This is a genomic window from Caballeronia sp. INML2 (genome assembly GCF_023631365.1).
Lineage (GTDB): Bacteria > Pseudomonadota > Gammaproteobacteria > Burkholderiales > Burkholderiaceae > Caballeronia > Caballeronia turbans.
Genome location: NZ_JALQDH010000111.1, coordinates 134,716 through 159,992 on the forward strand (window position 1 = coordinate 134,716; position 25,277 = coordinate 159,992).

Annotated in this window: 25 protein-coding genes; 4 read left to right on the forward strand and 21 right to left on the reverse strand. The window is 65.2% G+C overall.

What is annotated here, in order from left to right; genetic code table 11:
- Positions 1-121: 121 nt before the first annotated feature.
- The 8 genes from NCT32_RS33130 to NCT32_RS33165 all read right to left on the reverse strand — a co-directional run bounded on the left by NCT32_RS33130 (position 122) and on the right by NCT32_RS33165 (position 7,430).
- Complete coding sequence (locus NCT32_RS33130; protein ID WP_061118483.1) at positions 122-1,051, reverse strand: electron transfer flavoprotein subunit alpha/FixB family protein; 930 nt, start codon at positions 1,049-1,051, stop codon at positions 122-124.
- The gene (locus NCT32_RS33135; RefSeq protein ID WP_061118484.1) at positions 1,052-1,801 is read right to left on the reverse strand and encodes an electron transfer flavoprotein subunit beta/FixA family protein; all 750 of its coding nucleotides are present in this window, start codon (positions 1,799-1,801) and stop codon (positions 1,052-1,054) included.
- A 23-nt stretch (positions 1,802-1,824) separates the two neighbouring features.
- Positions 1,825-2,421, reverse strand: coding sequence for a HutD family protein (locus NCT32_RS33140; protein WP_061118485.1), 597 nt, complete (start codon positions 2,419-2,421; stop codon positions 1,825-1,827).
- Positions 2,402-3,589: an FAD-binding oxidoreductase gene (locus NCT32_RS33145; RefSeq protein WP_061118486.1), complete on the reverse strand. Its 1,188-nt coding sequence runs from the start codon at positions 3,587-3,589 to the stop codon at positions 2,402-2,404. Before NCT32_RS33145 ends, NCT32_RS33140 begins: the two co-directional genes overlap by 20 nt.
- Positions 3,590-3,704: 115 nt before the next feature.
- On the reverse strand, positions 3,705-4,490 hold the full coding sequence (locus tag NCT32_RS33150) for an ABC transporter ATP-binding protein (protein ID WP_061118487.1): 786 nt from the start codon (positions 4,488-4,490) through the stop codon (positions 3,705-3,707).
- Positions 4,478-5,245, reverse strand: a complete 768-nt coding sequence (locus tag NCT32_RS33155) for an ABC transporter permease (protein WP_061118488.1) — start codon at positions 5,243-5,245, stop codon at positions 4,478-4,480. Before NCT32_RS33155 ends, NCT32_RS33150 begins: the two co-directional genes overlap by 13 nt.
- 10 nt (positions 5,246-5,255) lie before the next feature.
- Positions 5,256-6,278, reverse strand: a complete 1,023-nt coding sequence (locus NCT32_RS33160; RefSeq protein ID WP_061118489.1) for an ABC transporter substrate-binding protein — start codon at positions 6,276-6,278, stop codon at positions 5,256-5,258.
- Positions 6,279-6,428: 150 nt separating this feature from the next.
- Positions 6,429-7,430 carry a LysR family transcriptional regulator gene (locus tag NCT32_RS33165; RefSeq protein WP_061118490.1) on the reverse strand — a complete coding sequence of 334 codons (1,002 nt, stop codon included), beginning with the start codon at positions 7,428-7,430 and terminating at the stop codon, positions 6,429-6,431.
- A 188-nt stretch (positions 7,431-7,618) separates the two neighbouring features.
- On the opposite strand from NCT32_RS33165, the gene NCT32_RS33170 reads away from it, so the two are divergent.
- Complete coding sequence (locus NCT32_RS33170) at positions 7,619-8,569, forward strand: GlxA family transcriptional regulator (RefSeq protein WP_061118491.1); 951 nt, start codon at positions 7,619-7,621, stop codon at positions 8,567-8,569.
- A gap of 5 nt (positions 8,570-8,574) precedes the next feature.
- On the opposite strand, the gene NCT32_RS33175 is transcribed toward NCT32_RS33170, so the two are convergent.
- From NCT32_RS33175 to NCT32_RS33225, 11 genes are all read right to left on the reverse strand, one after another.
- Entirely contained in the window at positions 8,575-9,768 is a 1,194-nt protein-coding gene (locus NCT32_RS33175; protein WP_061118492.1) for an FAD-binding oxidoreductase, read from the reverse strand.
- Positions 9,769-9,825: 57 nt separating this feature from the next.
- Complete coding sequence (locus NCT32_RS33180; protein ID WP_061118493.1) at positions 9,826-11,454, reverse strand: FAD-dependent oxidoreductase; 1,629 nt, start codon at positions 11,452-11,454, stop codon at positions 9,826-9,828.
- Between the two features lie 18 nt (positions 11,455-11,472).
- Positions 11,473-12,876 carry an MmgE/PrpD family protein gene (locus NCT32_RS33185; RefSeq protein ID WP_061118494.1) on the reverse strand — a complete coding sequence of 468 codons (1,404 nt, stop codon included), beginning with the start codon at positions 12,874-12,876 and terminating at the stop codon, positions 11,473-11,475.
- The gene (locus NCT32_RS33190) at positions 12,873-13,952 is read right to left on the reverse strand and encodes a hybrid-cluster NAD(P)-dependent oxidoreductase (protein WP_061118495.1); all 1,080 of its coding nucleotides are present in this window, start codon (positions 13,950-13,952) and stop codon (positions 12,873-12,875) included. Before NCT32_RS33190 ends, NCT32_RS33185 begins: the two co-directional genes overlap by 4 nt.
- On the reverse strand, positions 13,945-15,204 hold the full coding sequence (locus NCT32_RS33195) for an SRPBCC family protein (protein WP_250491282.1): 1,260 nt from the start codon (positions 15,202-15,204) through the stop codon (positions 13,945-13,947). The genes NCT32_RS33190 and NCT32_RS33195 overlap by 8 nt, the downstream gene beginning before the upstream one ends.
- Before the next feature lie 79 nt (positions 15,205-15,283).
- On the reverse strand, positions 15,284-16,156 hold the full coding sequence (locus NCT32_RS33200) for a nitrilase-related carbon-nitrogen hydrolase (protein WP_061118496.1): 873 nt from the start codon (positions 16,154-16,156) through the stop codon (positions 15,284-15,286).
- A gap of 3 nt (positions 16,157-16,159) precedes the next feature.
- Complete coding sequence (locus NCT32_RS33205; RefSeq protein ID WP_086961087.1) at positions 16,160-17,083, reverse strand: glycine betaine ABC transporter substrate-binding protein; 924 nt, start codon at positions 17,081-17,083, stop codon at positions 16,160-16,162.
- 23 nt (positions 17,084-17,106) lie between these two features.
- Positions 17,107-17,823: an ABC transporter permease gene (locus NCT32_RS33210; RefSeq protein ID WP_086961089.1), complete on the reverse strand. Its 717-nt coding sequence runs from the start codon at positions 17,821-17,823 to the stop codon at positions 17,107-17,109.
- Positions 17,820-19,010, reverse strand: a complete 1,191-nt coding sequence (locus NCT32_RS33215; RefSeq protein WP_086961091.1) for an ABC transporter ATP-binding protein — start codon at positions 19,008-19,010, stop codon at positions 17,820-17,822. The genes NCT32_RS33210 and NCT32_RS33215 overlap by 4 nt, the downstream gene beginning before the upstream one ends.
- On the reverse strand, positions 19,007-19,750 hold the full coding sequence (locus tag NCT32_RS33220; protein WP_086961093.1) for an ABC transporter permease: 744 nt from the start codon (positions 19,748-19,750) through the stop codon (positions 19,007-19,009). Before NCT32_RS33220 ends, NCT32_RS33215 begins: the two co-directional genes overlap by 4 nt.
- A gap of 86 nt (positions 19,751-19,836) precedes the next feature.
- Positions 19,837-20,040, reverse strand: coding sequence for a hypothetical protein (locus tag NCT32_RS33225; RefSeq protein ID WP_143756341.1), 204 nt, complete (start codon positions 20,038-20,040; stop codon positions 19,837-19,839).
- Positions 20,041-20,049: 9 nt separating this feature from the next.
- Between NCT32_RS33225 and NCT32_RS33230 the strand changes: the two genes are divergently transcribed.
- Together NCT32_RS33230 and hutG are read left to right on the forward strand one after the other, a co-directional pair.
- Positions 20,050-21,030, forward strand: a complete 981-nt coding sequence (locus NCT32_RS33230; protein ID WP_061118498.1) for a LysR family transcriptional regulator — start codon at positions 20,050-20,052, stop codon at positions 21,028-21,030.
- A gap of 39 nt (positions 21,031-21,069) precedes the next feature.
- The gene (gene hutG / locus NCT32_RS33235; protein ID WP_061118499.1) at positions 21,070-21,867 is read left to right on the forward strand and encodes an N-formylglutamate deformylase; all 798 of its coding nucleotides are present in this window, start codon (positions 21,070-21,072) and stop codon (positions 21,865-21,867) included.
- Between the two features lie 187 nt (positions 21,868-22,054).
- Here the strand turns inward: hutG and NCT32_RS37720 are convergent, their stop codons facing one another.
- Positions 22,055-22,327 carry a GntR family transcriptional regulator gene (locus NCT32_RS37720; RefSeq protein ID WP_086961095.1) on the reverse strand — a complete coding sequence of 91 codons (273 nt, stop codon included), beginning with the start codon at positions 22,325-22,327 and terminating at the stop codon, positions 22,055-22,057.
- Positions 22,328-22,412: 85 nt separating this feature from the next.
- Between NCT32_RS37720 and argG the strand changes: the two genes are divergently transcribed.
- On the forward strand, positions 22,413-23,744 hold the full coding sequence (gene argG, locus NCT32_RS33240; RefSeq protein WP_061118500.1) for an argininosuccinate synthase: 1,332 nt from the start codon (positions 22,413-22,415) through the stop codon (positions 23,742-23,744).
- A gap of 164 nt (positions 23,745-23,908) precedes the next feature.
- Here argG and NCT32_RS33245 read toward each other — a convergent pair whose 3' ends face one another.
- Positions 23,909-25,123, reverse strand: a complete 1,215-nt coding sequence (locus NCT32_RS33245; protein WP_086961097.1) for an MFS transporter — start codon at positions 25,121-25,123, stop codon at positions 23,909-23,911.
- Between the last annotated feature and the right edge of the window lie 154 nt (positions 25,124-25,277).

The following is a 25,277-nucleotide window of genomic DNA, read 5'->3' on the forward strand; positions in this document are numbered from 1 at the left end:
CCCATGGAATCAGTGTCATTCGGCCAGCAATCGTCGTTCCATGCGCGCTTCGACAAAGTCGTCGAAGCGCGACCATGCCGAAGCGAAGCTCGCGCAATCGGCCATGACGGTTGGCGGTTTTCTACAACGCCTGCGTGAGCTGCGGTATCGCTTCGAACAAGTCGCCGACCAGTCCGTAATCCGCGACACTAAAAATGGGCGCTTCAGCATCCTTGTTGACGGCAACGATGACCTTCGAGTCCTTCATGCCAGCCAGATGCTGAATCGCGCCCGAGATGCCGACCGCGACATACAACTGCGGCGCGACGATCTTTCCGGTCTGTCCGACCTGCCAGTCGTTCGGTGCGAAGCCCGAATCGACGGCCGCCCGCGAAGCCCCCACCGCCGCCCCGAGCTTTTGCGCAAGCGAATCGAGAAGCGCGAAATTTTCCGCACTGCCCATACCGCGGCCGCCCGACACGACGATGCGCGCCGACGTGAGCTCGGGCCGCTCGCTCACCGGGACCTCGCGGCGCACGAAACGCGCACGCTGCGTCCCTGCAACAGCCGCCTTCGTGTCGACAGGCGCCGGCGCACTCGCCGAAGGTGCGGCATCGAAGGCAGTGGTTCGAATCGTCAAGACCTTGATCGCGTCATCGCATCGCACGGTGGCGATCGCATTGCCAGCATAGATCGGGCGGTCGAACGTATCGGCATCGTGAATGGCGATCACATCGGAAATCTGCGACGCATCGAGATTCGCGGCCACGCGCGGCGCGACGTTCTTCCCCGCCGCCGTGGCCGGAAAAAGCACATGCGTGTAGGACGTCGCAAGCATCAGCACCTGTGCTGCGATGTTTTCCGCGAGACCGTCCGCAAGATGCGGCGCATCCACGAGAACGACACGGTCCACGCCTTCGATGATGCGCGCGGCATCCGCCGCACCGCGCGCATCGTGACCTGCAACCAGCACGTGCACACCGTTGTTCAACTGGCGCGCCGCGCTGATGGTATTGAGCGTGGCCGCCTTGAGCCGCGCGCCTTCGTGGTCGGCAATGACGAGAGTGGTCATTCAGATTACCTTCGCTTCATTCTTGAGCTTGTCGATCAACGCCGCGACGTCGTTCACGCGGCCCCCCGCCTTGCGCGCCGCCGGCTCGACGACCTTGAGCGTCTTCAGGCGTGCAGAAGCATCGACGCCCAGATCCGCAGGGCTCCATGTCTCGATCGGCTTCTTCTTCGCCTTCATGATGCTGGGCAGCGTGACGTAGCGCGGCTCGTTCAGGCGCAAATCCGTCGTGACGATGGCAGGCAACGTAAGCTCGAGGACTTCGAGACCGCCATCCACTTCACGCGTGACCGTGGCGGTATTCGCGCCGATCCGGATGTTGCTGGCGAATGTCGCCTGCGGCCAGTCGAGCAACGCAGCGAGCAGTTGGCCCGTCTGGCCCGCATCGTCGTCGATGGCCTGCTTGCCGAGAATCACCAGTTGCGGCTGTTCACGTTCGACAGCCGCCTTCAGCAACTTGGCGACCGCGAGAGGCTGCAATTCGACGTCCGTCAGGATGTGGACGCCGCGATCCGCACCGATGGCAAGCGCCGTGCGCAGCGTCTCCGTGCTCTGCGCCGGACCGCATGTCACCGCGATAACCTCGCTGGCGTGACCGCCTTCCTTCAGGCGCGTGGCCGCTTCGACGGCGATCTCGTCGAACGGATTCATCGACATCTTCACGTTGCTCGTCTCGACACCGCTCTGATCCGCTTTCACGCGGACGTTCACGTTGTAGTCGACGACACGCTTCACTGCGGCCATGATCTTCATGGTTGCGTTCCCTGGTTCGAATCTCAAGAGCGAGGGTCAATGAACTCGATGACGACGAGCGCAGCCTGCGAGCCGCGATGCGGCGCGAGATGAAGCGGCGGTCCTCGTTCGCCGCGCAATAAGACATGCGCGGCATCGAGCGTGGCCTCGAAGCCTTCGACGGCGAACGTGCATTCCGCCTCGATCGTCAACGCGACTACGAAGCATCCCGATGGCACGGTCATCGTTTCAGTCAGCGGCCGGATACTCGCGCGACAGACGCCACGCGCAGCCATCGCATTGAGGGCGAGCACCGGTCCATCGTGCAAGGTGGCGTCCCATGCCGCATCGCCGTCGTAATCCGCGACGGCTCCGCTGCTCAGGCGACATTGCACATCTCCATGGCGTAGCGTGACGCCCGCGCCTTGCATGACGAGCGACAAACGCGTCATGCCCGCAAAGCGCGAATAAGGCCCGTCACGCACGACCGTTGCGAGGCTGATGCGCCACGCGCCATCCTGGTCGTAAGCGAGGGGCCGCGTCGTTCCGCCGCCGTTGCGCCAGGGCTGCGTCTCGAACGACGTCAACGCCCGGACTTCGATGCCGTCCGGCACGCGCGCTTCAGGACACTGCGCCGACACCGTATTTCCCGGTCAGCAATGCGCCGGTCGCAAAACGTTCGACGGAATACGGCGCGAGCGATACATCGGTGTGCAAGCCGAGCGCGGCCTGCGCCAGCACCTTGCCCACGGTGGGCGACAGCTTGAAGCCGTGGCCTGAAAAACCGTAGCCGACCACGAGCCCTTCGATACCCGGCAACGCGCCGAGCACGGGGTTCCAGTCGGGCGTGACGTCATACACACCCGTCCACGACGATGCGATGCCCGCCGCCTCATACGCCGGAAAGCGCTCGGCGACCTGCGCGCCGACTTCGACGACATAGTCCATCGGGATATCGCCTTGTTCGGTGTCGGCGGTGTCGAGCTTTTCGCCGGCAGTGCCTTCGCTCACCAGCATCTGATTGCCGCCGTAGCTGCGGTAATACAGCATGCCCCTCGATGCGAGGTCCTTGAACACCGGCATCGCGTATGTGTAGGCCGCGCCTTCGCATTCGAGGGCGAGCACCGCATGACGCTCGGGCGAGACCGGCAGCGACTTGCCCGTCCAGCCTGCGAGTTCGGGCGTCCAGATGTTCTGTGTGCTGATGACCGTCGACGCCGCGAAATCGCCCACGCTCGTCGATACGCCGCGCACCTTGCCGTGCTCGATCAGCAGCCGGTTCACCGTAACGTTTTCGCGGATCGTCACGCCGCCGCGTCGCGCGGCGCGCGCGAAACTCGTCGCGGTGAGATAGGCGTCCGCGAAGCCGGCCTCGGGTTCGAAGCCGATCAGCGCGGCATCGTAAAAGCGTGCAATCGGCATGAGTTCGTGCGCCTGCTGCGCACTCAGCAATTCAAGCGGAATGCCTTGCTGTCTCTGCTGTTCGAGCGATGCGCGCAACGGCTCGACCTTGTCGCCCTCGGCCGCGACAATCATATAACCGCTTTTCACGAGGCCGCACGATGCTTCGTCGTCGCCGAGATAGGCCGCGAAGTCATTGAACACCGCCCATGACTTGCGCGCCAGTTCGACGTTTTCCTTCACGGAATAATGCGTGCGCAGAATGCCCGACGATTGCGACGTCGTGCCCGCGCCGATGGTCGCGCGATCCAGCACGAGCACGCTTTTCGCGCCCAGCTTCTGAAGATGGAACGCGACGGAACTGCCGATCACGCCGGCCCCGATCACCACCACGTCATAGGTATTCACTGTTGCGCTTCCTTTCTCATGCGGATCATGGACGCAGTGTGCCGCGCCAGTTGCACTTCGCCCTCGTCATAAGAGAAACCGATGCTGAGCAGAAGCAGCGATGCATACCGCGGATTCACGCGGCGCCTTCGAGGCCCTTCATGACTTCGGCCTGCACGGTTTCCCAGATCGACTTCTTCATCTCCAGATACGCAGGCGAAAGCTGCACTTCGGCCGTGCGCGGCAACGGCAAATCGTTGCGGATATCCTGCACGATGCGTCCCGGCTTCGCGCCCATCACGATCATGCGCGTGGAGAGCATCAGTGCCTCGTCGATGGAATGCGTGATGAAGACGATGGTCTTGCCGCTCTTTTCATAGAGCGAAAGCAGTTGTTCCTGAAGCACTTGCCGCGTCATGGCATCGAGCGCGGCGAAAGGCTCGTCGAGCAGCATCACGTCCGGGTCGTTGGCGAGCACACGCGCGATCGACACGCGCTGCTTCATGCCGCCCGACAACTTGCCGGGATAGCTGTCCTCGAAGCCCTTCAGACCCACCGCTTCGATATGACGCCGCGCCGCCTCGCGCCTTTGCGCCTTGCCCATGCCGCGCATCTTCAGGCCGAACGCGACGTTCTCGCTCACCGTTTTCCACGGAAACAGCGCGTACTGCTGGAACACCATGCCGCATGCCGGCTCGACATCCTTCACGACCTTGTTGTTGACGAGCACGCGGCCCTGCGTCGGCTGCTCGAAGCCGGAGATCATGTTGAGCATCGTCGATTTGCCGCAGCCCGATGCGCCGAGCAGCACGAGAAACTCGCCTTTTGCGATGTCGAGATCGACCTCCCTCAGTACCTGCAACGGGCCGTAGCTCTTCGCGACGCCTTCGAGCCGGATCATCGGATGGTTCATCGTTGCCATGACAGCACTCCGCGTTCGATGAGCCGGAACACGGCATCCGTAACGAGCACCGTGATGCTGATGAGCACCATGCCGAGCACGACGGTATCGGTCTGGAAGAACTCGCGTCCGTTCATGATCATGAAGCCGAGACCCTGTTGCGCGGCGACGAGTTCCGCCGAGATCACGCAGGTCCACGAGAGGCCGAGAATCACCTTCATGCCCGACAGAATCTGCGGGATGCAGCCGGGCAGAATGACTTCGAACATGACCTGCCAGCGATTCGCGCCGAGATTGCGCGCCGCACGGATGAAGATCGGATCGATGTTGCGCGTGGCGTCGATCACATACAGAAGCGCGGGCGCGAACGAGCCCATGAACACGATGCTGTACTTCTGCGTCTCGGTGATGCCGAACCACAGCAGCGACAGCGGAATCCAGCTCATCGACGGCAGCGGGCGCAGAAACGACAGCAGCGGATCGAATACCGCCCGCGCCACGCGCGAGGTGCCGAGCATGATGCCGAGCGGAATCGAAACGACCGCGGCCGCGAAGAAGCCGACCATCACGCGACGTGTGGACGCGAGCACGTTGTCGAGCAGCGCATGCTGATTCCACATGCGGATGCCGCGCGCCAGCACCTGCGATGGCGCGGGCAGAAAGACCGCATCGACCAGCCCGGCACGGCATACGAGTTCCCACAGCAGCAGGAAGCCGATCAGCGAGCACGCGCTCACGACGAGCAGGCCGCCCCTCCATTTGCGATTCGATGCCATTCGTCGATGCTCACAGATAGCTTGCGTTGATCCAGTCCGCCACCTTCGGCGACTGATCGATCTGCTTGAGATCGACGAGCATGTCAGAGAGCTTCTGCACGCCGTCGACGAACGGTCCCGGCTTGCCGCCGCTGCCCACGAAGAGCGATTTTTGCTGCGCGTGCGAATACCACTGGGTCTGTTTGAGGACCGCCATCTGCTCGTCTTCCGAGAGATTCGTGAGCGTCATCAGGATGGGCGCGGCTTTCTCCGGATGCTGCGTCATCATGTCGTTGGCCTGCGCGATACCTTGCAGGAAAGCCTTCGGCACCTCGGGATGCGCGCTCGCGAACGCCGTGCGCACCAGCAGCACGTCCGGTCCCGGCGTCAGTTGATACTGCTTGTAGAGCGAGAACGACGAATCGTCGAGCAGGAGCTTCGTGTCGGGCAGCGCCTTGATGCGATCGAAGGTCGGCGTCCATGCGGCGGCGGCATCGATCTGATTGCCGCGGTATGCGGTGAGCAGTTCGTTCGCGGGCAGATTGATGATGCTCACGTCCTTGCCGGGGTCCATGTTGGCCTGACGCAGCACGTCGAGCAGCAGCACGTGCGAACTCGACGCATACGTGACGCCGATCTTCTTGCCCTTCAGATCCGCGAGCGACTTCACGTTGCTGCGCACCAGCAGCCCTTCGGACTTGCCGAAGTTATTGGGCGTCGAGATCAGCTGGAACTGTTTTGCGCCGTTGGCCATCAGCGCGAGCGCCGAGACGACGCCCGTGCCCGCGATATCGATGTTGCCCGCCATCACCGCGCCCATGCGTGCCGACGAGGTCGAGAACGATTGCCAGCGGCAGTCGATCCCGAGTTTCGTGAAGATATCGGTCTTCATCGCGACATACGCCGCGTAGTGGCCGAGCCATGCCGAACCGCCGTAATTGACGGCGGTCGCCGCGCGCGCGAGCGGCGCGAATGCCGTCGTGAAGCCCGCCGTGGCCGCTGCCGCGCCGATCCAGGAAGCCTGCTTCAGAAATGTACGGCGATTGCTTGTCATCGTTATGCCTGTCTGAATGAGAGGTGGAAAACGGCGGCGGCCTGCCCGCAAAGCCTGGTCTGCAATGGATGGTAGTGGCGAACGTGACGCGGCCATTAAGCCATCTGACCAAATCAGAAACTCTTATGTTTTAAAGCAGTTTCGCTAATGTCATGCTGCGCCTTGCGCGTCGAAGTCGTGCGCATAGGCGTCGAACAGTTCGGCGGGCATGCCGGGCAGGGCGGCGTGCAAGCCCGGCGCGATCACCTCGCGCGCCACCGCAATGGACTCGCGCGACACCGCATCGGCCATCGCGGACCATTCGGAGCGGCGCGTGAGAATGTAGAAGTGGCGATGCCCGATGCGCGTTGCGGGCAGCGGAACGACAGTCACGTCCGGCAGATGCGCGCGCGACTGCCACAAACAAAGCGGCGACGTGATCGCGCAGCCGAAGCCGGACGCGACGAGACTGAGCAGCGGATCGGTGGCATCGAATTCGTAGCGGTTCGGTGCATGGAAGTTCATGTGCTTGACGAGCCGCTCGACCTGTTGCCCGATCAGCGAGCGGCCCGTGTAGCGCAACAGCGGCAGTTCGCGCGCGACGTCGTGGAAATCGCGCAGCTTGCGGCCTGCGCCGAATTTTTTCGGCGCGACGGCGATGAAGGTCTCCGAGAACAGCGGGCGCAATTCCACACGCCGCGGATCGAGCGTGGCTTCCGTGCAGATGGCGAGATCGAGTTCGCGATTGGCGAGCTGCTCGCTGAGCGTCGGCGTGAGGCCGGACCACATCGAAAGCGTCTTCATGCGATCGGACAGGCGCTGCACGAGATGCGGCCCGACGCTGGCGGCGAACGAATCCACGCAGCCGATGCGCAGGCTCGGCACGCCTTCGCTGGTTGCTGTGCGCACGTTATGCGAGACCGCCTGCGCATGTTCGAGCAGCCCGCCCGCCTGTTCGAGCAGGATGCGGCCCGCCGCGTTGGGCCGCACCGGCCGGAACTCGCGATCGAATAACGCCACGCCCTGTTCGCGCTCCAGTGCGGCGATGAGCTGGCTCACCGCGCTCTGCGTGACGCCAAGCACACGCGCGGCTTCGGTCATCGAACGCGTCTCGCAGACTGCGACGAACGCCTGCAACGCACGCAGGTCCACCCCGACGAATGTATTTCGCATGGTCTCCTCCCGGGCCTATTCTGCCGCATAAGCCTCGTCGCGCCCTGTCCATCGGGCGGTTTTCGCGGCCATAATAGCGGCACATGTATCGAACCGGGCGCCTTCGCATGGACATGGGCTGATGCGAGGGCACGCAGGTCAACCCCACATCGCGCGCTTTGGTCAATCACACTTCCTCGTCCGACGCCATGCCGCGCCGGTTCGTGTTCCTCCTCGCGGACGGCTTGTCGATGATGAGCCTGTCGTCCGCCATCGAGCCGCTGCGCTCGGCCAACCGCCTCGCGGGCGACACCTTGTACGACTGGACGCTCGCGAGTCTCGACGGAGAGCCGGTGCATTCGTCGGGCGGCATCGCGCTGGCGGCGCGCAACTTCGACGACGTCTACAAGAATGCCGATTACGTGTTCGTCTGCGGCGGCCTTCGTCTCGCGCCCGCGCTCGAACCGGCCTTCGTCGCGGCGCTGAAACGCGCGGCCCGCACCGATGCGGTCATCGGTTCGCTCTCGACCGCGACGTATCTGCTTGCGCTCGCGGGATTGCTCGACGGCTACCATTGCACGATCCACTGGGAGAATCTGCCGGCGTTCACGGAGGCGTTTCCCGACCTGCTATGCAGCAGCAAGCTGTTCGAAATCGACCGCGACCGCATGACGTGCTCGGGCGGCATCGCTGCAATGGACATGATGCTGCATCTCATCAAGACGCAGCACGGCAGCGATCTGGCGGTGCGCGTCGCCAATCAGTTCCACCACGAGCGCATGCGCGATACGGCCGACAATCAGCGCGGCTGGCGCGACCAGAATCACGCGAGCCTGCCGCGCGGCATCCGCCGGGCCATCGAGATGATGCGCGCGCATGTGGAAACGCCGCTGCAGATCAACGATATCGGCTCGGCCATCGGCATGACGTCGCGCCAGATGGAGCGGCTATTCTTGCGGCATCTGAACGCAACGCCCGCGCGCTACTACGTGCAGTTGCGGCTGGAGCGCGCGCACGAGATGCTGACGTATTCGAGCGTGCCCGTGGCCGATGTGGCGGTGGCGACGGGTTTCGCGTCGCCGTCGCATCTGGCGCGCTGGGTGCGTCGGGCGTATGGCATCAGCCCGACGGAGTTGCGCGCCGCGCAGCCGAGGTCGTGAAGGGCTTATGCCGCTTCGAGCTCCGGCGCTGCGGCTCGCAGCGGCAACGGCAGCCAGCCTTGCAGCTCGCGCCAGTTCGGTTCCAGGTGCGCAAAGCGCGAAAGCGACAGCGACGAGAGATCCGCGAACGCGCATCGCCCGTCCACCACGAGATCGCGGATCGCGTGGCCGCTCGCCGGCGACAGCCCGAAACCCACGCTCGATAACGTCGCGACCGTCACGTTGCCCTGCGCATCGGGGCGATCGATCACGGGCCGTCCATCCGGCGTGTTCTCGATGTAACCCGCCCAGCTGCGGATGACCTTCGCATGCGCGGCCTTCGGCAGCAGCGCCGCGAGCCGCGCCGCGATGCTGCATTGAAGCGGCGTCGAATGCGGACGCACCTTCGGCACGTCGTCGAGACCGATCCATTCGTGCGGACCGCCGCCGTACGCGAGGTTGCCGCGCAGCGTCTGCCGCCCGTACAGGCCGTTGCCGTCGACGCCGCCGAGCGGCATCTGCGGAAGCGGTTCGGTGACGATCATCTCCGCGCGCGCCGCCGCGAGCGGCACGTCGATGCCGAGTTGTGCGGCAAGCACGCCCGTATGCGGTCCGGCCGCGATTACGAGGTGATCGCAGGCAAAGTCTCCGCTGGACGTCTTCACCGCGCTGACGCGTCCGCCTTGCGTGACGAAACCCGTCACCGGCGTATGCTGCAGGATGCGTGCGCCGTGATCCTCCATCGCCCATGCATAAGCCTGCAAGGTGCGATGCGGATTCGCATGCCCGCCGAAGTGATAAAAATAGCCGGCATGCACGTTGTCGCCCGCGAGCGGCACGAGCTCGCGCACCTGCTTCGCATCGAGCACGTCGGAGCGCAGGCCGTGATGCGCCCCGTTCTCCAGCGCACGCCGATACAGCCGGAACTGATGTTCGTCGAGCGCAATGCGGATGCGCTCGCGGCAAAATTCGGTCGGATAGCCGAGCAGTTCGTCCATCATCGGCCAGAGGCGTTGTTCTTCCATGAAGAGCGGGCTGTGATGATGCGAGCAGCCGCCGCCGTTGCGCCCCGACGCGCCCCAGCCGATCATGCCCGCTTCGAGCACCAGCACGTCGATGCCTTCGCGCGCGAGCCACCATCCCGCGGAGAGGCCCGTCACGCCGCCGCCGACGATGACGACCGATGCGCCCTTGATATTGCCTGCTGCCAACGTGTTCATGCTTGCGAGCCTTGATTGCGAGATTTCGTTTCGATGAAAAGCCGATGCCGATGTCCGCTATTCGCTTGCAACCGGTTCTCCGACGCGCCGCGTGCCCGCGCGATACAGCGGATCGACACGCCAGAACGGCACCCATTGCGAGGCCATGCCGAACCAGCTATCCCAGTGCGCCGCGGTCGATGACGCTTCGGCCACGTCGGCGAGTTGCCGCAACGCGAGCGGGCGCACCGGCGCGCGAAAGGTCGCGAGCGGAATCTGCGGCAGGGCACAGCCGGCGCCGATCGCGAGCAGTGCCGCCACTTGCTCGCGGCATCGGCGGCCCTGGCATGGGCCCATGCAGGCGCGCGTGAGACGCTTGACCGCATCGGGATTCGGCGGGCCGCTGCGTGCGAGGCCGGCGACGCCGCGCGTGTCGTGCGCCGGATCGGCGGGATGCCAGTCGAGGTAGCGCGGCGGGCGGACATCGAGGATTTCGCGCGCGGTGACTTCCTCGCACTGGCACACGAACGGCTCGCCCGCCGCGCCGAGAACGCTCGCGCGCACCCATTCCATGCGCGATCGGGCGATATCGTGCGCGGGTGCTTCGGGCTGCACGACCTGCGCTAGGTCCGCAACGCTCGACGCATCGAGCGCCGCACGCGCCGCGCGACGGCCTTCTTCGCGCGCGATGGCTTCATCGCGGCTCTTCGCCGCCCAGACGCCCGCGCAGTCGCCTGCTGCGTAAGCGAACGGCAGCGACGTCCGCTGCATTGCATCGACACTGACGACGTGACCGCCGCGCGCCGCATCGAACGCAGTCGCGCAACCTGCCGCTTCGAGCAGTTCGATCGCGGGCAGCGCGGCGATGCCGAGCAGCACCGTGTCGCAATCGAACCTAGCCGACGCGCCCGCATCGAGCGATGCCGCTTCGACCGACGTCACGCCATACGCATCCCCGTGCGCGTGGCGCACGACATGACGCGTGAGCATGCGCGCGCCGCCCGCTTCGAGTTGCGACGCGAGTGCGGCATCGCCGAGGATCGCATCGGACTGTTCGATCACCGCGACGATCTGCACGCCGCGCGTCATCAGTTCGACGCCCACGTTCAGCGCGTCCGTGTCGCTGCCGATCAACACCGCGCGACGCGCATCGAGTGCGCCGTACAGCGCCGCCAGCCGCCACGCGGCGCTTGCGCCCATCACGCCGGGACGCTGCCAGCCGTCGAACGCGAGGCCCATGTCGCGCCGACCGGATGCGACGATCACCCGCTTGAAACTCATGAGCCACGTATGCGATGAATCGGCGAGACCAGCGACATGCGTGTCCATCCAGGCGCTCGCCGGGCCGTGCGGAAAGAGGCCCCAGACTGCCGTGCCGAGCTTCACGTCGATGCCTGCTTCGAGCGCATCGCCAAGTTCAGGGCGCGCTTCGAGCATGGCTTCGAGCATCGCGTTGGCGTTGCCGGCCGCCGCGCCCATGCGAGCGCCGAAATGCAGCGGCACGTCCTCGCCCATCGTTTCGAGCGGCACGGGATTCTCATCGACGAGCGTCACGCCGATGCCGCGTCCGGCCGCTTCGAGCGCGGCCGCGATGCCCGCCGGACCCGCGCCCACGATGAGCAGATCGGTCGATTCATCGACGGGCGGCGCCTTGCCCGCCACGGATGCGGGATCGTAGAAGGGCGTTTGCATGGCTTCGTTTTCCACGGGTTCGACTCTTTGAAGTCAGGATGTCATGGCTTGCGCGTCGTCCCGCCGCGCATCCGATTCGCCGATGGCGGTCGGCGCGTTCAGCACGAGCTCGCACAAGGCGGCGGCGCTTGTGTCCGGTTCGGCGAGCGCATCGACGGCCGCTTCGAGTTCGCTCGCGAAACGTGCGCCGAAGCGCGCGCCTGTCAGCGTGCGGAATTTCTCGCGCTCGGCGCCCGGCGTCATCGGACGGGCGGGATCGCCGCTTGCCTGCATCGCGCCGGAATCGAGACGGCGTCCATCGCGCAGTTCGATTCGCACGCGCGCCCAGCGCTCGGCGGGAAACGCCGCGTTGAATTCGGCATGCTCGCGCGTGACGAGGCGCGGCAGCAGCGCGCGCACCGCAGGATCGGCGAGACCCGCATCGCCGATGGTGCCGGCATCCACGCGACCATGCAGCAACGCGGCGGCGACGGGAAACAGCACGCCGTATTGCGCTTCTTCGGTAGTGCGGGGCGCGCCGGACCACAGGCGCTTCGCCTCGTGGAAGGTCTCGATCTCCACACGCTTGATGTCGGCCGCATCGAAACCGGCCTGCGCGCGCACCGCCAGCGCCGCTGCAATCGACGGATGCGCCCAGCGGCAAACCGGATATGGCTTTACATACTGTTCGAGGATCAGCCAGCGCTCGCCGAGATCGGCCCAGACCGCGGGCGCATCGCGCTCCACGGTTGTCGCCGGTGCGCCGGTGAAGCCGCGCGATGCGAGCAGCGCCGCGCTGATGCCCGCGAGCGCGCCCCAGCACGAGCCGTCCTTCAGCATGGTCGGATGATCGATGCAGCGCATCATGTCCGAGCGCGGCCCGTGATACTCCGCGATGCCGAGCGCATGCCGCGTCGTCGTCAGGTCGAAGCTGAGCGCGCGGCTCGCGATGGCCGCCGCCGCGAGCGCATTCCACGCGCCGGAGGTGTGATATTCGCGGCTCGTCGCGTGCAGCGCGATGCCCGCGCGCGTGCCGAGTTCGTAGCCGAGGACGGTCTGCACGATGAATTCCCGCCCGCTCATGCCGGGCACGCGCTCGGTCATTGCGAGCAGCGCAGGCAGCACGGTGACGCCCGCATGTCCCTTGGTGAGCGCGTGGCCGTCGTGACCATCGAAACTGTCGATGGTCGCCGCGCCCGCGAACGCCGCGCCCGCCGCGCTCGCGATGCGTCCGTCGAACAGCATGCGCGCGGGCGTGCGGCCTGCGGCGAAGCAATCGAGCGCATGCTCCCGCGCAATCGACGACATGCGCGTAGACGTGCCCGCCGCCGCGATGCCGAAGAGGTCGAGCAGACGGCGTTGCGCATCGCGCACCACGGCATCGGGCAGCATCTCGAAGCGCAACGCGTGCGTGAAGCGGCTTGCGTCGTCGAGCAAAGGCAGGGCGGCGGTCATCATCGGAAGGCGATTTCGACGTCGGTGGAGGGGCGGCTGGAGCACGCGAGAATCCAGCCTTGCGATTCCTCGGCTGCCGACAAACCGCCCGCGTGGTGCATCGATACTTCGCCGGACACGCGGCGCACCTTGCAGGTGCCGCACATGCCGCTCGCGCAGCCGCACGGAATCACGACCTGCTGACGCGTCGCCGCGACGAGCAGCGTTTCGCCCGCGTGCACCTGGAAGCGCTTGTCGCCGAGGGTGGCGTGATGAACCACGCCGTGCATTTCTTCGGGCAAGGAGGTTGCATCGTGTTCGGGTGCCGCGCAAGGCGAAGGCCCGAAATGCTCGATATGAAACGCCGCGCGTCGCGCGCCTTCGGCTGCATGAATCTGCCGGATGCTCTGCATGAAACCCGCAGGCCCGCAGCAATACACCGTGCGCCGCCCGAAGTCCGGCGTCATCGCCCAGAGCGTGCCGCGCGAGATGCGCCCGCGCAAGCCGAACCATCCCGGCGCGGGCGCGCTCAGCCACACGCTGACCTTGAGGTTCGGCATGCGCGACTGAAGCGTCGCGAGTTCGCTGGCGAAGAGGATGTCGTCGGCGTTGCGCGCGCAATGCAGCCATGCGACGTCGGCATCCGGCCTGCGGAGCGCGAGCGTGCGCAGCATCGACATGAGCGGCGATGCGCCCGATCCCGCCGACACGAGCGCAAGCGGCGTCGCGTTCGATGGATCGAGCGTGAAGCGGCCGAGCGGATAGCGCGCGTCGATCCGCATTCCCGGCGCGCAGCGCTCGTGCAGCCAGCGCGTCACCACACCATGCGCCTGCGCCTTGATGGTCAGTTCGATCACGTCGCGCTCGACGGGCGACGATGCGATGGAAAACATTCGGTCATGACGCACGCCGTCGATGTTCAGCGCGAGCAGCATCGCCTGACCCGGCGCGAAGAGGCGCACGCCGTCGGGATGCGGATCTCGCAGGCGAAAAGTCTTGACGCCCGGCGCTTCGTCGCGCACGGCGATGCATTCGAGCGTGCGCGCTTGCGCTTCATCGAAAGCGTGGGCGCTTTCCGCGTCGATCAGCACATCAGCCATTCGACACCTTCAGCTCGAACGAACGATGCGCAAGCGCGCTATCGAGATGAGTCGACAGCTTGTTCGCATACCAGTTGGTGAAGTTGCGCAGCATGAATTCGGACGGCGCATACGGCCCCGGCGTATAAGCGATCGATCCGACGCCGAGTTGATTGTTGGCCGCGAGCCGCGCGTCCTGCGTGTTGGTCGCGTTCCACACGGAGGTCAGCTTGTCGATGTCGTAATCGACGCCTTCCACCGCGTCTTCGTGCACGAGCCAGGTCGTGCGCAGCACCGTGCGCGACGCCGACAGCGGCAGGATGCGGAAATGGATGATGTGATCCGCGAGAAAGTGATTCCAGTTGTTCGGCACGCGGAACATGCGCACGGAGCCGAGATCCGGTTCGGTGAGATCGCCGAGCAGCTTGCCGCATGCAGGCGATCCATCCGGCGTGAACGACACCGCGCCGCGATGAAACGGCAAGCGAATGCAGCGGAACTCGTCGCCGCCATCGGCGGGCAGATGCGGCAGGCCGTGACGTTCCCACTTCGCGGCTTGCGCGTCCATCAGCAGGCGGAAGTCGCGCGAGCCGGCGGGATCGTCGGGCAATGCGAATTCGACCAGCGTCGCGAGCAGTTCCGGATGATTTCCCGCGCAGTGATAGCACTCGCGATTGTTTTCGATGACGAGCTTCCAGTTCGCGTCCTCGATCATCGTCGAGACGGCGGCGACCTTGGTACGCCACGGCTGATGCGGCGCGATGTACGGCGTCACGGCATCGCGAAAGCGGGCGATGTCGGGCGGCGTATCCGCGAGGCAGATGTAGACCATGCCGCACACGATTCCGACATGCACGGGACGCAGCCCATACGCTTCGCGCTCGAAGCCTGCGGGCATCTGCCGCGCATGCAGCAGCGAGCCGTCGAGCTCATAGACCCATTGGTGATAAGCACACGTCAGCCGATGCGCATGCCCCTTTTCGTCGAGACAGATGCGCGAGCCGCGATGACGGCACGTATTGAAAAATGCGCGAATCTCGCCGTCCTCGTCGCGTAACACGATGACCGAAGTCGCACCGATTTCGAGCGTCAGATAGTCGCCCGGCTCGCGCAACTCGCAGCTATTGCACGCGAACAGCCACTCGTTGTTGAAGACGGCGTCGATATCGAGTCGATGAAACGCTTCGTCGGTATAGAACGGCTGCGGCAGCGAGAAGTTGTCGCGGCGTTGCGCGAGGGCGGCGCGCACGCGCGTCGGGTCGATCATCGTCATGCTCTCCGTGCAAACGATCAGTTAAACCGATTGTCTGTCGCTGATTTCGCCGATGCGCACAGACAGACGACCAACCCGATCACGAAACCGACACGATGTCGTTTCCGGACCCGCGCTGCGCCAGAATCGTGTCGATGGCGCGGGCGTCGCGCACCGTCGGCAGGTCGAAACGCGCGTTGCGCACGGCGCCGTAGTCGAGCGCCGCGATCACGAGCTCCTCGCGTGCCGACTCGCTCTGCGCGAGGATCTCGCCACGCGGGCCGACGATGCGCGAGCCGCCCCAGAATTGCAGCGTGCCTTCCCGTCCGACGCGATTGGCGAACACGATCGGCAGGCCATAGACGAGCGCGTGAGCCCGCAACACGGTGTCCCAGCCGCGCGGGTTGTCGAATTCTGTGCCGACGGCTTCGACGGCCGAACTGACCGGCGCGGCGCACAAGGTCGCGCCGTCGCGCGCCAGGCGATGCATCAGCGCGGGGCTCCACAGGTCGGCGCAGATCGGCGTCGCGACGCGCCAGCGCGGATCGTCCGGCATCGGGAACTGGTCGAGGCACTCGCCGTGTCCGTAGTACTTGCCGTCGTCGAGCTTTCCGTAGGTCGCCAGCGCGATCTTCCGATGCACCTGCGCCACGCGCCCCGCATGCAGCGTCGCGACGCTGTTGTAGAACGACGCGCCCGGCGCCTCCTCGATGAAACCGACCACGGCGCACAGCGACGTACAGCAGCGCGCGAGTTCGAGCAGCGTCTCGTCGTCGCGCGTGATGGCGAGCTTCAGCGCGTGCTCACCCGCGCCATGCCCCACGAGCGACAACTCGGGAAACACGAGCAAACGCACGCCGCGCGCCGCGGCTTCTTCGATCACCCGCCGATGCGCCGCGGCATTCGCCGCGAGATCGCCGACGACCGTCTCGACCTGCGCGGCCGCGACGAGCAAGGGTTGCGTCGCGCGCATGGATCAGAGCAGGCCGGCCGACTTGAGGAACGCGCTCGATACGTCGCCGAGCGACTTCTTCTGGACGTCGACTTCGGCGTTCAGGCGCGCCATCGTTGCGTCGTCGAGCTTGGCGGACAGCGCGTTCAGGACGCCCGCGAGATTCGGGTTGGCGTCGAGTGTCGCCTTGCGCGCGACCGGCGTCAGCGCATACGCCGGGAAGAAGTTCTTGTCGTCGCGCAGCACGATGAAGTCGAACGCGGGCACGCGGCCATCGGTCGTGAAGACGAGCGCGGTATCGACCTGACGATCCTTCAGCGCCTGATACGTGAGGCCCGAATCCATCCGCTTGATCTGCGCCGGCCCGAAGTGGAAGCCATATTCCTTCTCGAGCGGACGCAGACCGTCGGGCCGCGCGTAGAACTCGGAATTGCACGCGAAGGTCAGCTCCTTGCCGCCGTTGAGCACCTTCGCGAGATCGCTGAGCGTGGCGATGCCGAGTTTTTGCGCGACGTCGCGGTTCATCGCGAGGCCGTACGTATCGTTCGCCTTCGACGGATCGAGCCAGACGAGACCCTTCTGCGCGTCGAGTTCCTTCACGCGCGCATAGGTCTGCTGCGGATCGAGCTTGTCGGTCACCTTGTTATAGGTGATCAGCGACGTGCCGGTGTATTCCCAGTACACGTCCACTTGTCCGTTCTCCTGCGCCTGACGCAGCACCGTGCTGCCCATGCCGTCCTTCTTCACGACCGTGAAGCCCTTCGCCTGCAGCAGTTGCGTGGTCATCTCCGCGAGCAGCACCTGCTCGGTGAAGTTTTTCCCGCCGACGGTTATGGTCGATGCAGCCCGCGCGGACTGACCGACGCCCAGCGCGCCGACGGCGAGCGTGAACAAAGATGCGCCGAGCAGGCGCGACCACAGCTTGCGTGACAATAGCGGCTTGAACATGGGCTTCGGTTCCCCGAGAAGGATCAACGTTGAGGACTGACGCCGCGCGGCACCAGCCAGTGCTGAAGCTGCGCGACGAACAGATCGGTGGCGACCGCGAGCAGGGCGGTCGGGATGGCGCCGGCAAGCAACATCGAAAAATCATTCAGGTCGATGCCGGTAAAGATAAGTTCGCCGAGTCCGCCGCCGCCGACGAGAAACGCCAGCGGCGCGGTGCCCACGGTGATCGCGAGCGCGGTGCGTACGCCCGCGAGGATCACGAACATCGCGTTGGGCAGTTCGACCTTGCGGAGAATCTGCCATTGCGTCATGCCGATGCCGTTGGCCGCTTCGATCAGCGCGGGCGGCACGGCGCGGATGCCTTCGTAGGTGTTCATCGCGATGGGCAGCAGCGTGGCGAGCCACAGCGCGAGAATCGCGGGCTTCGCGCCGATGCCGAACGCGCTCATCGCGAGCGCGAGAATCGCGAGTTTCGGCACTGCCTGACCTGCGTTGAGCGCGAACATCACGAACTGTGCGGCGCGGCCGTTCGCCGGGCGGCTCAGCCAGATGCCGACCGGCACCGCGACGACGATCGCCGCAACGCCTGCGATCAGCACCATCAGCATTTGCTGGCCGGCCTGATACACGATGTCCGCGCGATACTGGCCGATCGACGCGAACCAGTTGTCCGCATGCGCCGATGCGCTGAGCACTGCCGTCAGCGAGCCGGTAGCGATGCGGGCGGCGCGTCCGTTCATCGCGCACCTCCGAGCACGAGCGCGGGTTCGGGCGCATCGGGCGTGGCAGCGGGAACATGCGGCGACGCCTCGCCCGACGCGCACGCCGCGCGCGCCATCAGCGCGATGCGTTCGTGCGTCACATAACCGATGAAGCGCCCGTCGGCATCGACGCCCGGCAGCCACGTCGCGCCGTGCGCGAGCAGCATCGACATGACGGAGCGCAGGTCGTCGGTCGCACGTGCCAGGGCAGGCAGCGGGCGCAGTTGCGCGGCTTCGAGCGTGGCACCGCCAGCGGCGAGTTCCATCGAACCGATATGACCCACGGGCTTGTCTTGCGCATCGAGCACGACGAGCGTGTCGGCCAGGTGATCGCGCAGCAGCGCACGCGCATCCGCGCTCGAAAAGCCCAAACGCGCGACGCGTGCCGGTTCCAGCGCCGCATCGGCTGCGCGCATCAGGCGAAGGCGCTTCAATGCGCGGTCGGCGCCGACGAAATCCGCGACGAACGCGCTTGCCGGGCGCGCCAGCAGCTCGTCCGGGCTCGCCATCTGCTCTATCTTGCCGTCGCGAAAGATGGCCACCTTGTCGCCCATCTTCATCGCCTCGTCGATGTCGTGGCTCACGAACATCACGGTCTTTCTCAGGCTCTTCTGGATGTGGCGGAATTCGTCCTGAATCGACGTGCGGTTGATCGGATCGATCGCGCCGAACGGCTCGTCCATCAGCATCACCGGCGGATCGGCGGCGAGCGCCCGCGCCACGCCGACGCGCTGCTGCTGTCCGCCTGACAGATCGCGCGGATAGCACGGCATGAAGGTCGCCGGATCGAGCGATACCATCGCCAGCAGTGTTTCCGTGCGCTCGCGGATGCGCGCCTTGTCCCAGCCGAGCATCTGCGGCACGAGCGCGATGTTTTCCGCCACCGTCATGTTCGGGAAGAGGCCGACCTGCTGGATCGCATAGCCGATGCGCCGCCGCAGCTCGACGATGTCGAAGCCGGCCGTATCGACACCGCCGATCAGGATCTGGCCCGACGTCGGCTGCACGAGCCGGTTGATCATCTTGAGCGTCGTGGTCTTGCCGCAGCCGGACGGCCCGAGCAGCACGCACAGTTCGCCTTCTTCGACCGTCATCGAGATGTCGTCGACGACCGGCTTTGCGCCGCGCAACGCAAAGCGCTTGGTCAGGTTTCGAAGCTCGATCATCGTCCCTCCGCCGGGGTGGCTGCCGCATTGACGAGAGGCGCCGCGAGCGGCGGCTGCAGCCCGCCGCGCCGCCAGAGGAAGCGCACCCGGCGCGGGCGCATGCCTTCCGGCGTAAGACGCCATTGCAGGGCGGCGAGGCCCAGATCGGCGAGGATCGCGAGCAGCGCGACGATCACCGCGCCCGCTACGAGCTGGCGCGGGTCCGACTGCGAGATGCCGCGGCTGATGAGCCGCCCGAGCCCGCCCGCGCCGATATACGTCGCGATCGCCGCGATACCGATGTTCATCACCACGGCCATGCGCACGCCCGCCATGATGATCGGCACGGCGATCGGCATTTCGACGCGATACAGCCGCTGCCACGGCGTCATCCCCATGCCGAGCGCGGCTTCGCGCAGAGCGGGGTCGAGGTTGCGGATCGCGGCGTAGGTGTTGCGCAGGATGGGCAACTGGGAATAGAGAAATAGCGCGATGGCGGCGGGCAGAAAGCCGATGCCCTGGCCGATCAGCGACAGCACCGGAATCAGCAGGCCGAAAAGCGCGATGGATGGAATCGTCATCAGCATCGCGGCGGTGTAGAGCACGACGCGGGCGAGCCGCTCATCGAGCGTGATGACGATGCCGAGCGCGACGCCCGTCACGATCGCGCAGCCGACCCCGGCCAGCACGAGCAGCATGTGATCGACGAGCATATGCCCGATCGATGCCGCGTTATTCCAGATGAAAACCAGTGTATCCACTGCGGCCCTCCCGCGCACCGATGCCAGCGTTGGTCGAATGTAACGGGCCAAAATCGGCTGGACCGACACAAACTCGACATCTACTGTCACCAATCCGACTCGGCCTGTGCGACCGCACACGACGCCCGCGCATCGTGGGTCGTGACGTGCGAATATTTAGCATAAGACAAACTGATGGTCGTCATCGGCGGTTTGCTGATGACGCCAGGGCCATCCCCCGAAAGGCGCATGATGAGCGCCGCGCCGCGCCGCGCCGCGGTTTCCAGATCCAATGCACCAGGCAGCATCACGGAGTCTCGATGAGACGCACCCCATCACCGCTCGACCTGCGCGCGCTGCAGGCTTTCGTCGCCGTTTGCGAGACCGGCTCGATGACCGCGGCTGCACGCCGCCTTGGTTTGAGCCAGAGCGCGGTGAGCCAGTCGATCGCATCGCTCGAACGCGAGCAGGGCACGGCGCTGTTCGATCGCGACAGCCGTCCGCCGCGTCCGAACCGCGCCGGGCGCGCGCTGCTCGAACTCGCGGGTCCGCTGCTCGATCACGCGCAGATGGTGAGCGCGCGCATCGGCGATGCGTCGCTTGCGGGCGCGTTGCCGTTGCGGCTCGGCTGTGTCGATTCCTTCGCGGCAACGGTCGGCCCTGAACTGATCCGCGCGATGTCCGGCTCGGCGCGGCAGATCTCGTTATGGTCGGGTTTGACGCCCGGCCTGTCGGCGCAGATGCACGCGCGCGAAGTCGATGTCGTCGTCTGCACGCAGACCGCGTTGAATGACGCGCGCATCGTCGAAGTGCCGTTGTTTTCGGAGGCGTTCGTGGCCGTGGTATCGCGCCGCTGGCTCGAAGAGCGCGAGCCGCTTCGACACGATGCGTCGGCGTGGCGCACGCTCGCCGATGAGCTGCCGCTGATCCGCTATACCGCGCGCTCCGTCATCGGCCAGCAGGTCGATCGCTTCGCGCGGCATCTCGGCATCGAAAGCCCGCGCCGTTTCGAATTCGACGCAACCGATCCGCTGCTGAGCCTCGTCAGCGCGAAACTCGGTTTCGCCATTTCGACGCCCTTGTGTCTCTGGCAGGCGCGGCATTATCTCGACGCGATCGCCGTATTGCCGCTGCCCGAAGGACGTCTCGCGCGACGCGAGTTTTTCGTGCTGCATCGGCAAGGGGAATGGGACGATTTCGTCGATGAGACCGTCACGCTCACGCGCCGCGTGCTCGATCACCTGATTCGTCCCGCACTCACGCGCGCCGTGCCGACGCTGCCGGACGATGCGCTGTTATGACTTCCTTGTCGCAAACCACTTCACAATCGACATCATTCAATGGACGATCTCTACACGCTCGAACGCGGCGATGGGCCGCTGCTGCTCTCGATCCCGCACCTCGGCACGATCATCCCCGACGATCTGCGCGACCGGTACACGGATATCGCGCTGACGGTTGCCGACACCGACTGGCACCTCGACCGGCTCTATGCGTTCGCGCAGCAGCTCGGCGCAACGATCCTCGGCGCACGCATGTCGCGCTATGTGATCGATCTCAACCGGCCTTCGTCCGATGAAAGCCTTTATCCAGGGCAGACGACGACCGGCCTGTGCCCCGATCTGACGTTCCGTGGCGAGCCGGTGTACCGCGAAGGCTGCGTACCCGATGCCGCCGAAAAACAGCGTCGCGTCGCGAAGTACTGGAAGCCGTATCACGACAGGATCGTCGTCGAGCTTGCGCGCCTTCGCGAGCGGCACGCCAATGTGCTGCTGTGGGAAGCGCATTCGATTGCGAGCGTGTTGCCTCGTCTGTTCGACGGCAAGCTGCCGGACCTGAACATCGGCACGCAGGATGGCCGCACGGCGGCGGCATCGGTGATGAAAGCCGTGACGGATGCGGCCGCGCGGAGCGATTACTCATGGATCGCGAACGGACGTTTCAAAGGCGGCTTCATCACGCGGAACTATGCGGCGCCGCAGGACGGGATTCACGCCGTGCAACTGGAGATGTGCCAGTCCGCCTACATGGACGAAGCACCCCCGTTCGATTACCTGCCGGCAAAAGCCGAAGCGATCCAGCCGACGCTGCGCGATATGGTCGGCGGCGCGCTCGACGCTGTCGTGGCGTTGTCCTGAGGCGTCGGCGGGCCGTTCGGGATAGCGCGCCGACTCCGCCAGCGGAGCCGATCACGCCGCGGCGCGAACTAGTCGAGCTCCGCGCCCTCGGCTCGGAATGAGGGTGATGGTCGCGATGACATCGACGATATGGACGCACTTTCGTCAGATAGCCCGGCATGCTGTCTGCGGCGGTGAACGCATCGATTCATGCGACAATCGAGCCCGCAAGAAATACAGGCAATGGGCTCTGGAGATACACGTGACCACGCGAGCGACGAGCTTCTGACGACGCTCGAGAGCGAGATCGCATTGCGGGCTGGCGGGGACGCAGCGTGATCGGCGCCTCCGATGCGAGCTGCCGCAGCGCCTCGCGGACCGGCGTGCGCGAGCATGCGAAGCGCTCGGAAAAGCTCGGTTTCCTCCAGCCGCGAACCGGGCGGCAGCCGCCCCGACACGCCGGGGCGAAGCGTGCCGCCATTTCCGGTTACGCTTGTCATTTGTCCGGCCATCGCGGACTCGATAGTCCGACCAGTTTTCCATTAATCGATTAGACGGTATTGCTCATGAGCACAATTCTCGAAAATCTTCCGGTCGGCCAGAAGGTCGGCATCGCGTTCTCCGGCGGTCTCGACACCAGCGCCGCGCTTCACTGGATGAAGAAGAAAGGCGCCGTGCCCTACGCCTATACCGCGAACCTCGGCCAGCCCGACGAGGACGACTACGATTCGATCCCGCGCCGCGCGACCGAATACGGCGCAGCGGGCGCGCGCCTGATCGACTGCCGCGCGCAACTCGTCGCGGAAGGCATTGCCGCGCTGCAAAGCGGCGCGTTCCATGTATCGACGGCGGGCGTCACCTACTTCAACACGACGCCGCTCGGCCGCGCCGTCACGGGCACGATGCTCGTCGCCGCGATGAAGGAAGACGGCGTCAACATCTGGGGCGACGGCAGCACCTACAAGGGCAACGACATCGAGCGTTTCTACCGCTACGGTCTGCTCGTGAATCCGGATCTGAAGATCTACAAGCCGTGGCTCGACCAGCAGTTCATCGACGAACTCGGCGGCCGCGCGGAGATGTCTGAGTTCATGCGCCAGTCGGGCTTCGCCTACAAGATGTCGGCGGAAAAGGCCTATTCGACGGATTCGAACCTGCTCGGCGCGACGCACGAAGCGAAGGACCTCGAAAGCCTGGAAAGCGGCATCCGCATCGTGAATCCGATCATGGGCGTCGCGTTCTGGCGTGACGACGTGAAGGTCGACCGCGAAGAAGTCACGATCCGCTTCGAGGAGGGCCAGCCGGTCGCGCTCAACGGCAAGACGTTCCCGAACGCGGTCGAGCTGCTGCTGGAGGCGAACCGCATCGGCGGGCGTCATGGTCTCGGCATGAGCGATCAGATCGAGAACCGCATCATCGAAGCGAAGAGCCGCGGGATTTACGAGGCGCCCGGGCTCGCGCTGCTGTATATCGCGTACGAGCGGCTCGTGACCGGCATCCATAACGAAGACACCATCGAGCAGTATCGCGAGAACGGGCGTCGTCTGGGCCGCCTGCTGTATCAGGGCCGCTGGTTCGACCCGCAGGCCATCATGCTGCGCGAGACGGCGCAGCGCTGGGTCGCGCGCGCCATCACGGGTGAAGTGACCGTCGAACTGCGCCGCGGGAACGATTACTCGATCATCAGCACGAAGTCGCCGAACCTGACGTATCAGCCGGAGCGCCTGTCGATGGAAAAAGTCGCTTCGACGTTCTCGCCGCGCGACCGCATCGGCCAGCTGACCATGCGCAACCTCGACATCACCGATACGCGCGACAAGCTGCGAATCTACTCCGAGGTCGGTTTGCTGACGCCGGGAGAAGCTTCGGCGCTGCCGCAGCTGAAGAGCGAAGAATAACGTTCAAGGTTTCTTCGCGGTTTCGCTGAAGTACACGAGCGGCCATCGGTCTTCGCACCGGTGGCCGTTTTTTTGTGCCCGCCGAGTTCGTGCCTGCCTCTGCTTCGTATAGACGGGCTCGCACTGTGTCGCAAGTTGCGAGCTTGCGGGCGTCGCGCAGCGATTCAGCGACGCCGGCGTTGGTGAACTGAAGAAAGTAGCAGGATGGTCGCGACGCAAAACCCCGCACCGACATAGAACGTCGCTGCTGCACTCACCCGATCCCATATCGCTCCAGCGAGAATGCTGGACAGCAACGTAACGCCCCCGCTAAACAGGTTGAAGAAGCCGAACGCCGTGCCGCGCGAGTCAGCCGGCGCAGCGTGGGCAACCATGGTCGCGAGGAGACCCTGTGTCATGCCCATATGCATCCCCCATAGGACGACGCCCGCAAGCACGAAGCCCCAATGCGCACTCTGCGCGAGCATGATGTCAGCGGCGCAAAGCACGAGAAGTCCACCGATCAGCAGACGCGTATGGCTGACTCTATCCGCGAGCTTGCCGAACGGATAGGCACAAATCGCGTACACGACATTCATCGCGACCATGACGAGCGGAACGAGCGCCACTTGCACGCCGCTTCCCATCGCACGGAGAACCAGAAACGCCTCGCTGAAGCGCGCCAGTGAGAACACCGCACCGATGGTGACGACCCACCAATAGCCGCTGCCTAGTTCGACGAGCTTCTGCCAGCGGATCGGATTGGTGGCTTTGGCGCCTTCGGTGCCAGGCGCGTGCTCGGGCTCCTTGATGCCGAATGCGAGCAGTGCGACCGCAAGCACTCCCGGTATGACCGCGATCCAGAATGCGAGGCGATAGTTGTCCGACCAGGCGAGCATGATCCAGACGGCGAGCAGCGGGCCGAGGAATGCACCGACGGTATCGAGAGACTGACGCAAACCGTACGCAGCGCCGCGCAGATGCGGCGGCGTCACGTCAGCCACGAGCGCGTCCCGTGGCGCCCCTCTGATGCCTTTCCCTACTCGATCCATGACGCGCGCGCCCACGACGACGCCGATCGTCGGCGCTACTGCGAACAGAGGCTTGCTCAGTGCCCCGAGCCCATAGCCCGCGACGGCGAGCCATTTGCGATTCCGGAGATAGTCGCTCAGCGCGCCGGAGAACACCTTGACGACAGGCGCCGTTGCCTCCGCGATGCCTTCGATGACGCCAATCGTCGTGGCACTCGCGCCGAGGCTCGCCATCATGAACATTGGCAGAAGGCTATGGATGATCTCCGACGAGACGTCCATGAGCAGGCTGACGCATCCGAGCACCCAGACGCTGCGAGGGATCTGGTGAAGAACGCCTGGTCTTTGTCGGCTTTTTATTCTTGGCATGCAACACGGGTTCAGCTGGAAGTGACACTCACCCCTTACGTTATACGCAATATCGTGCATGCATACATCGAAGGATGAGGCGCGGCTAATGGCCCGCGTTCGCCGGATCAAAGGGCAGGCCGAGGCACTCATACGAAACGAGATGAGAGGAACC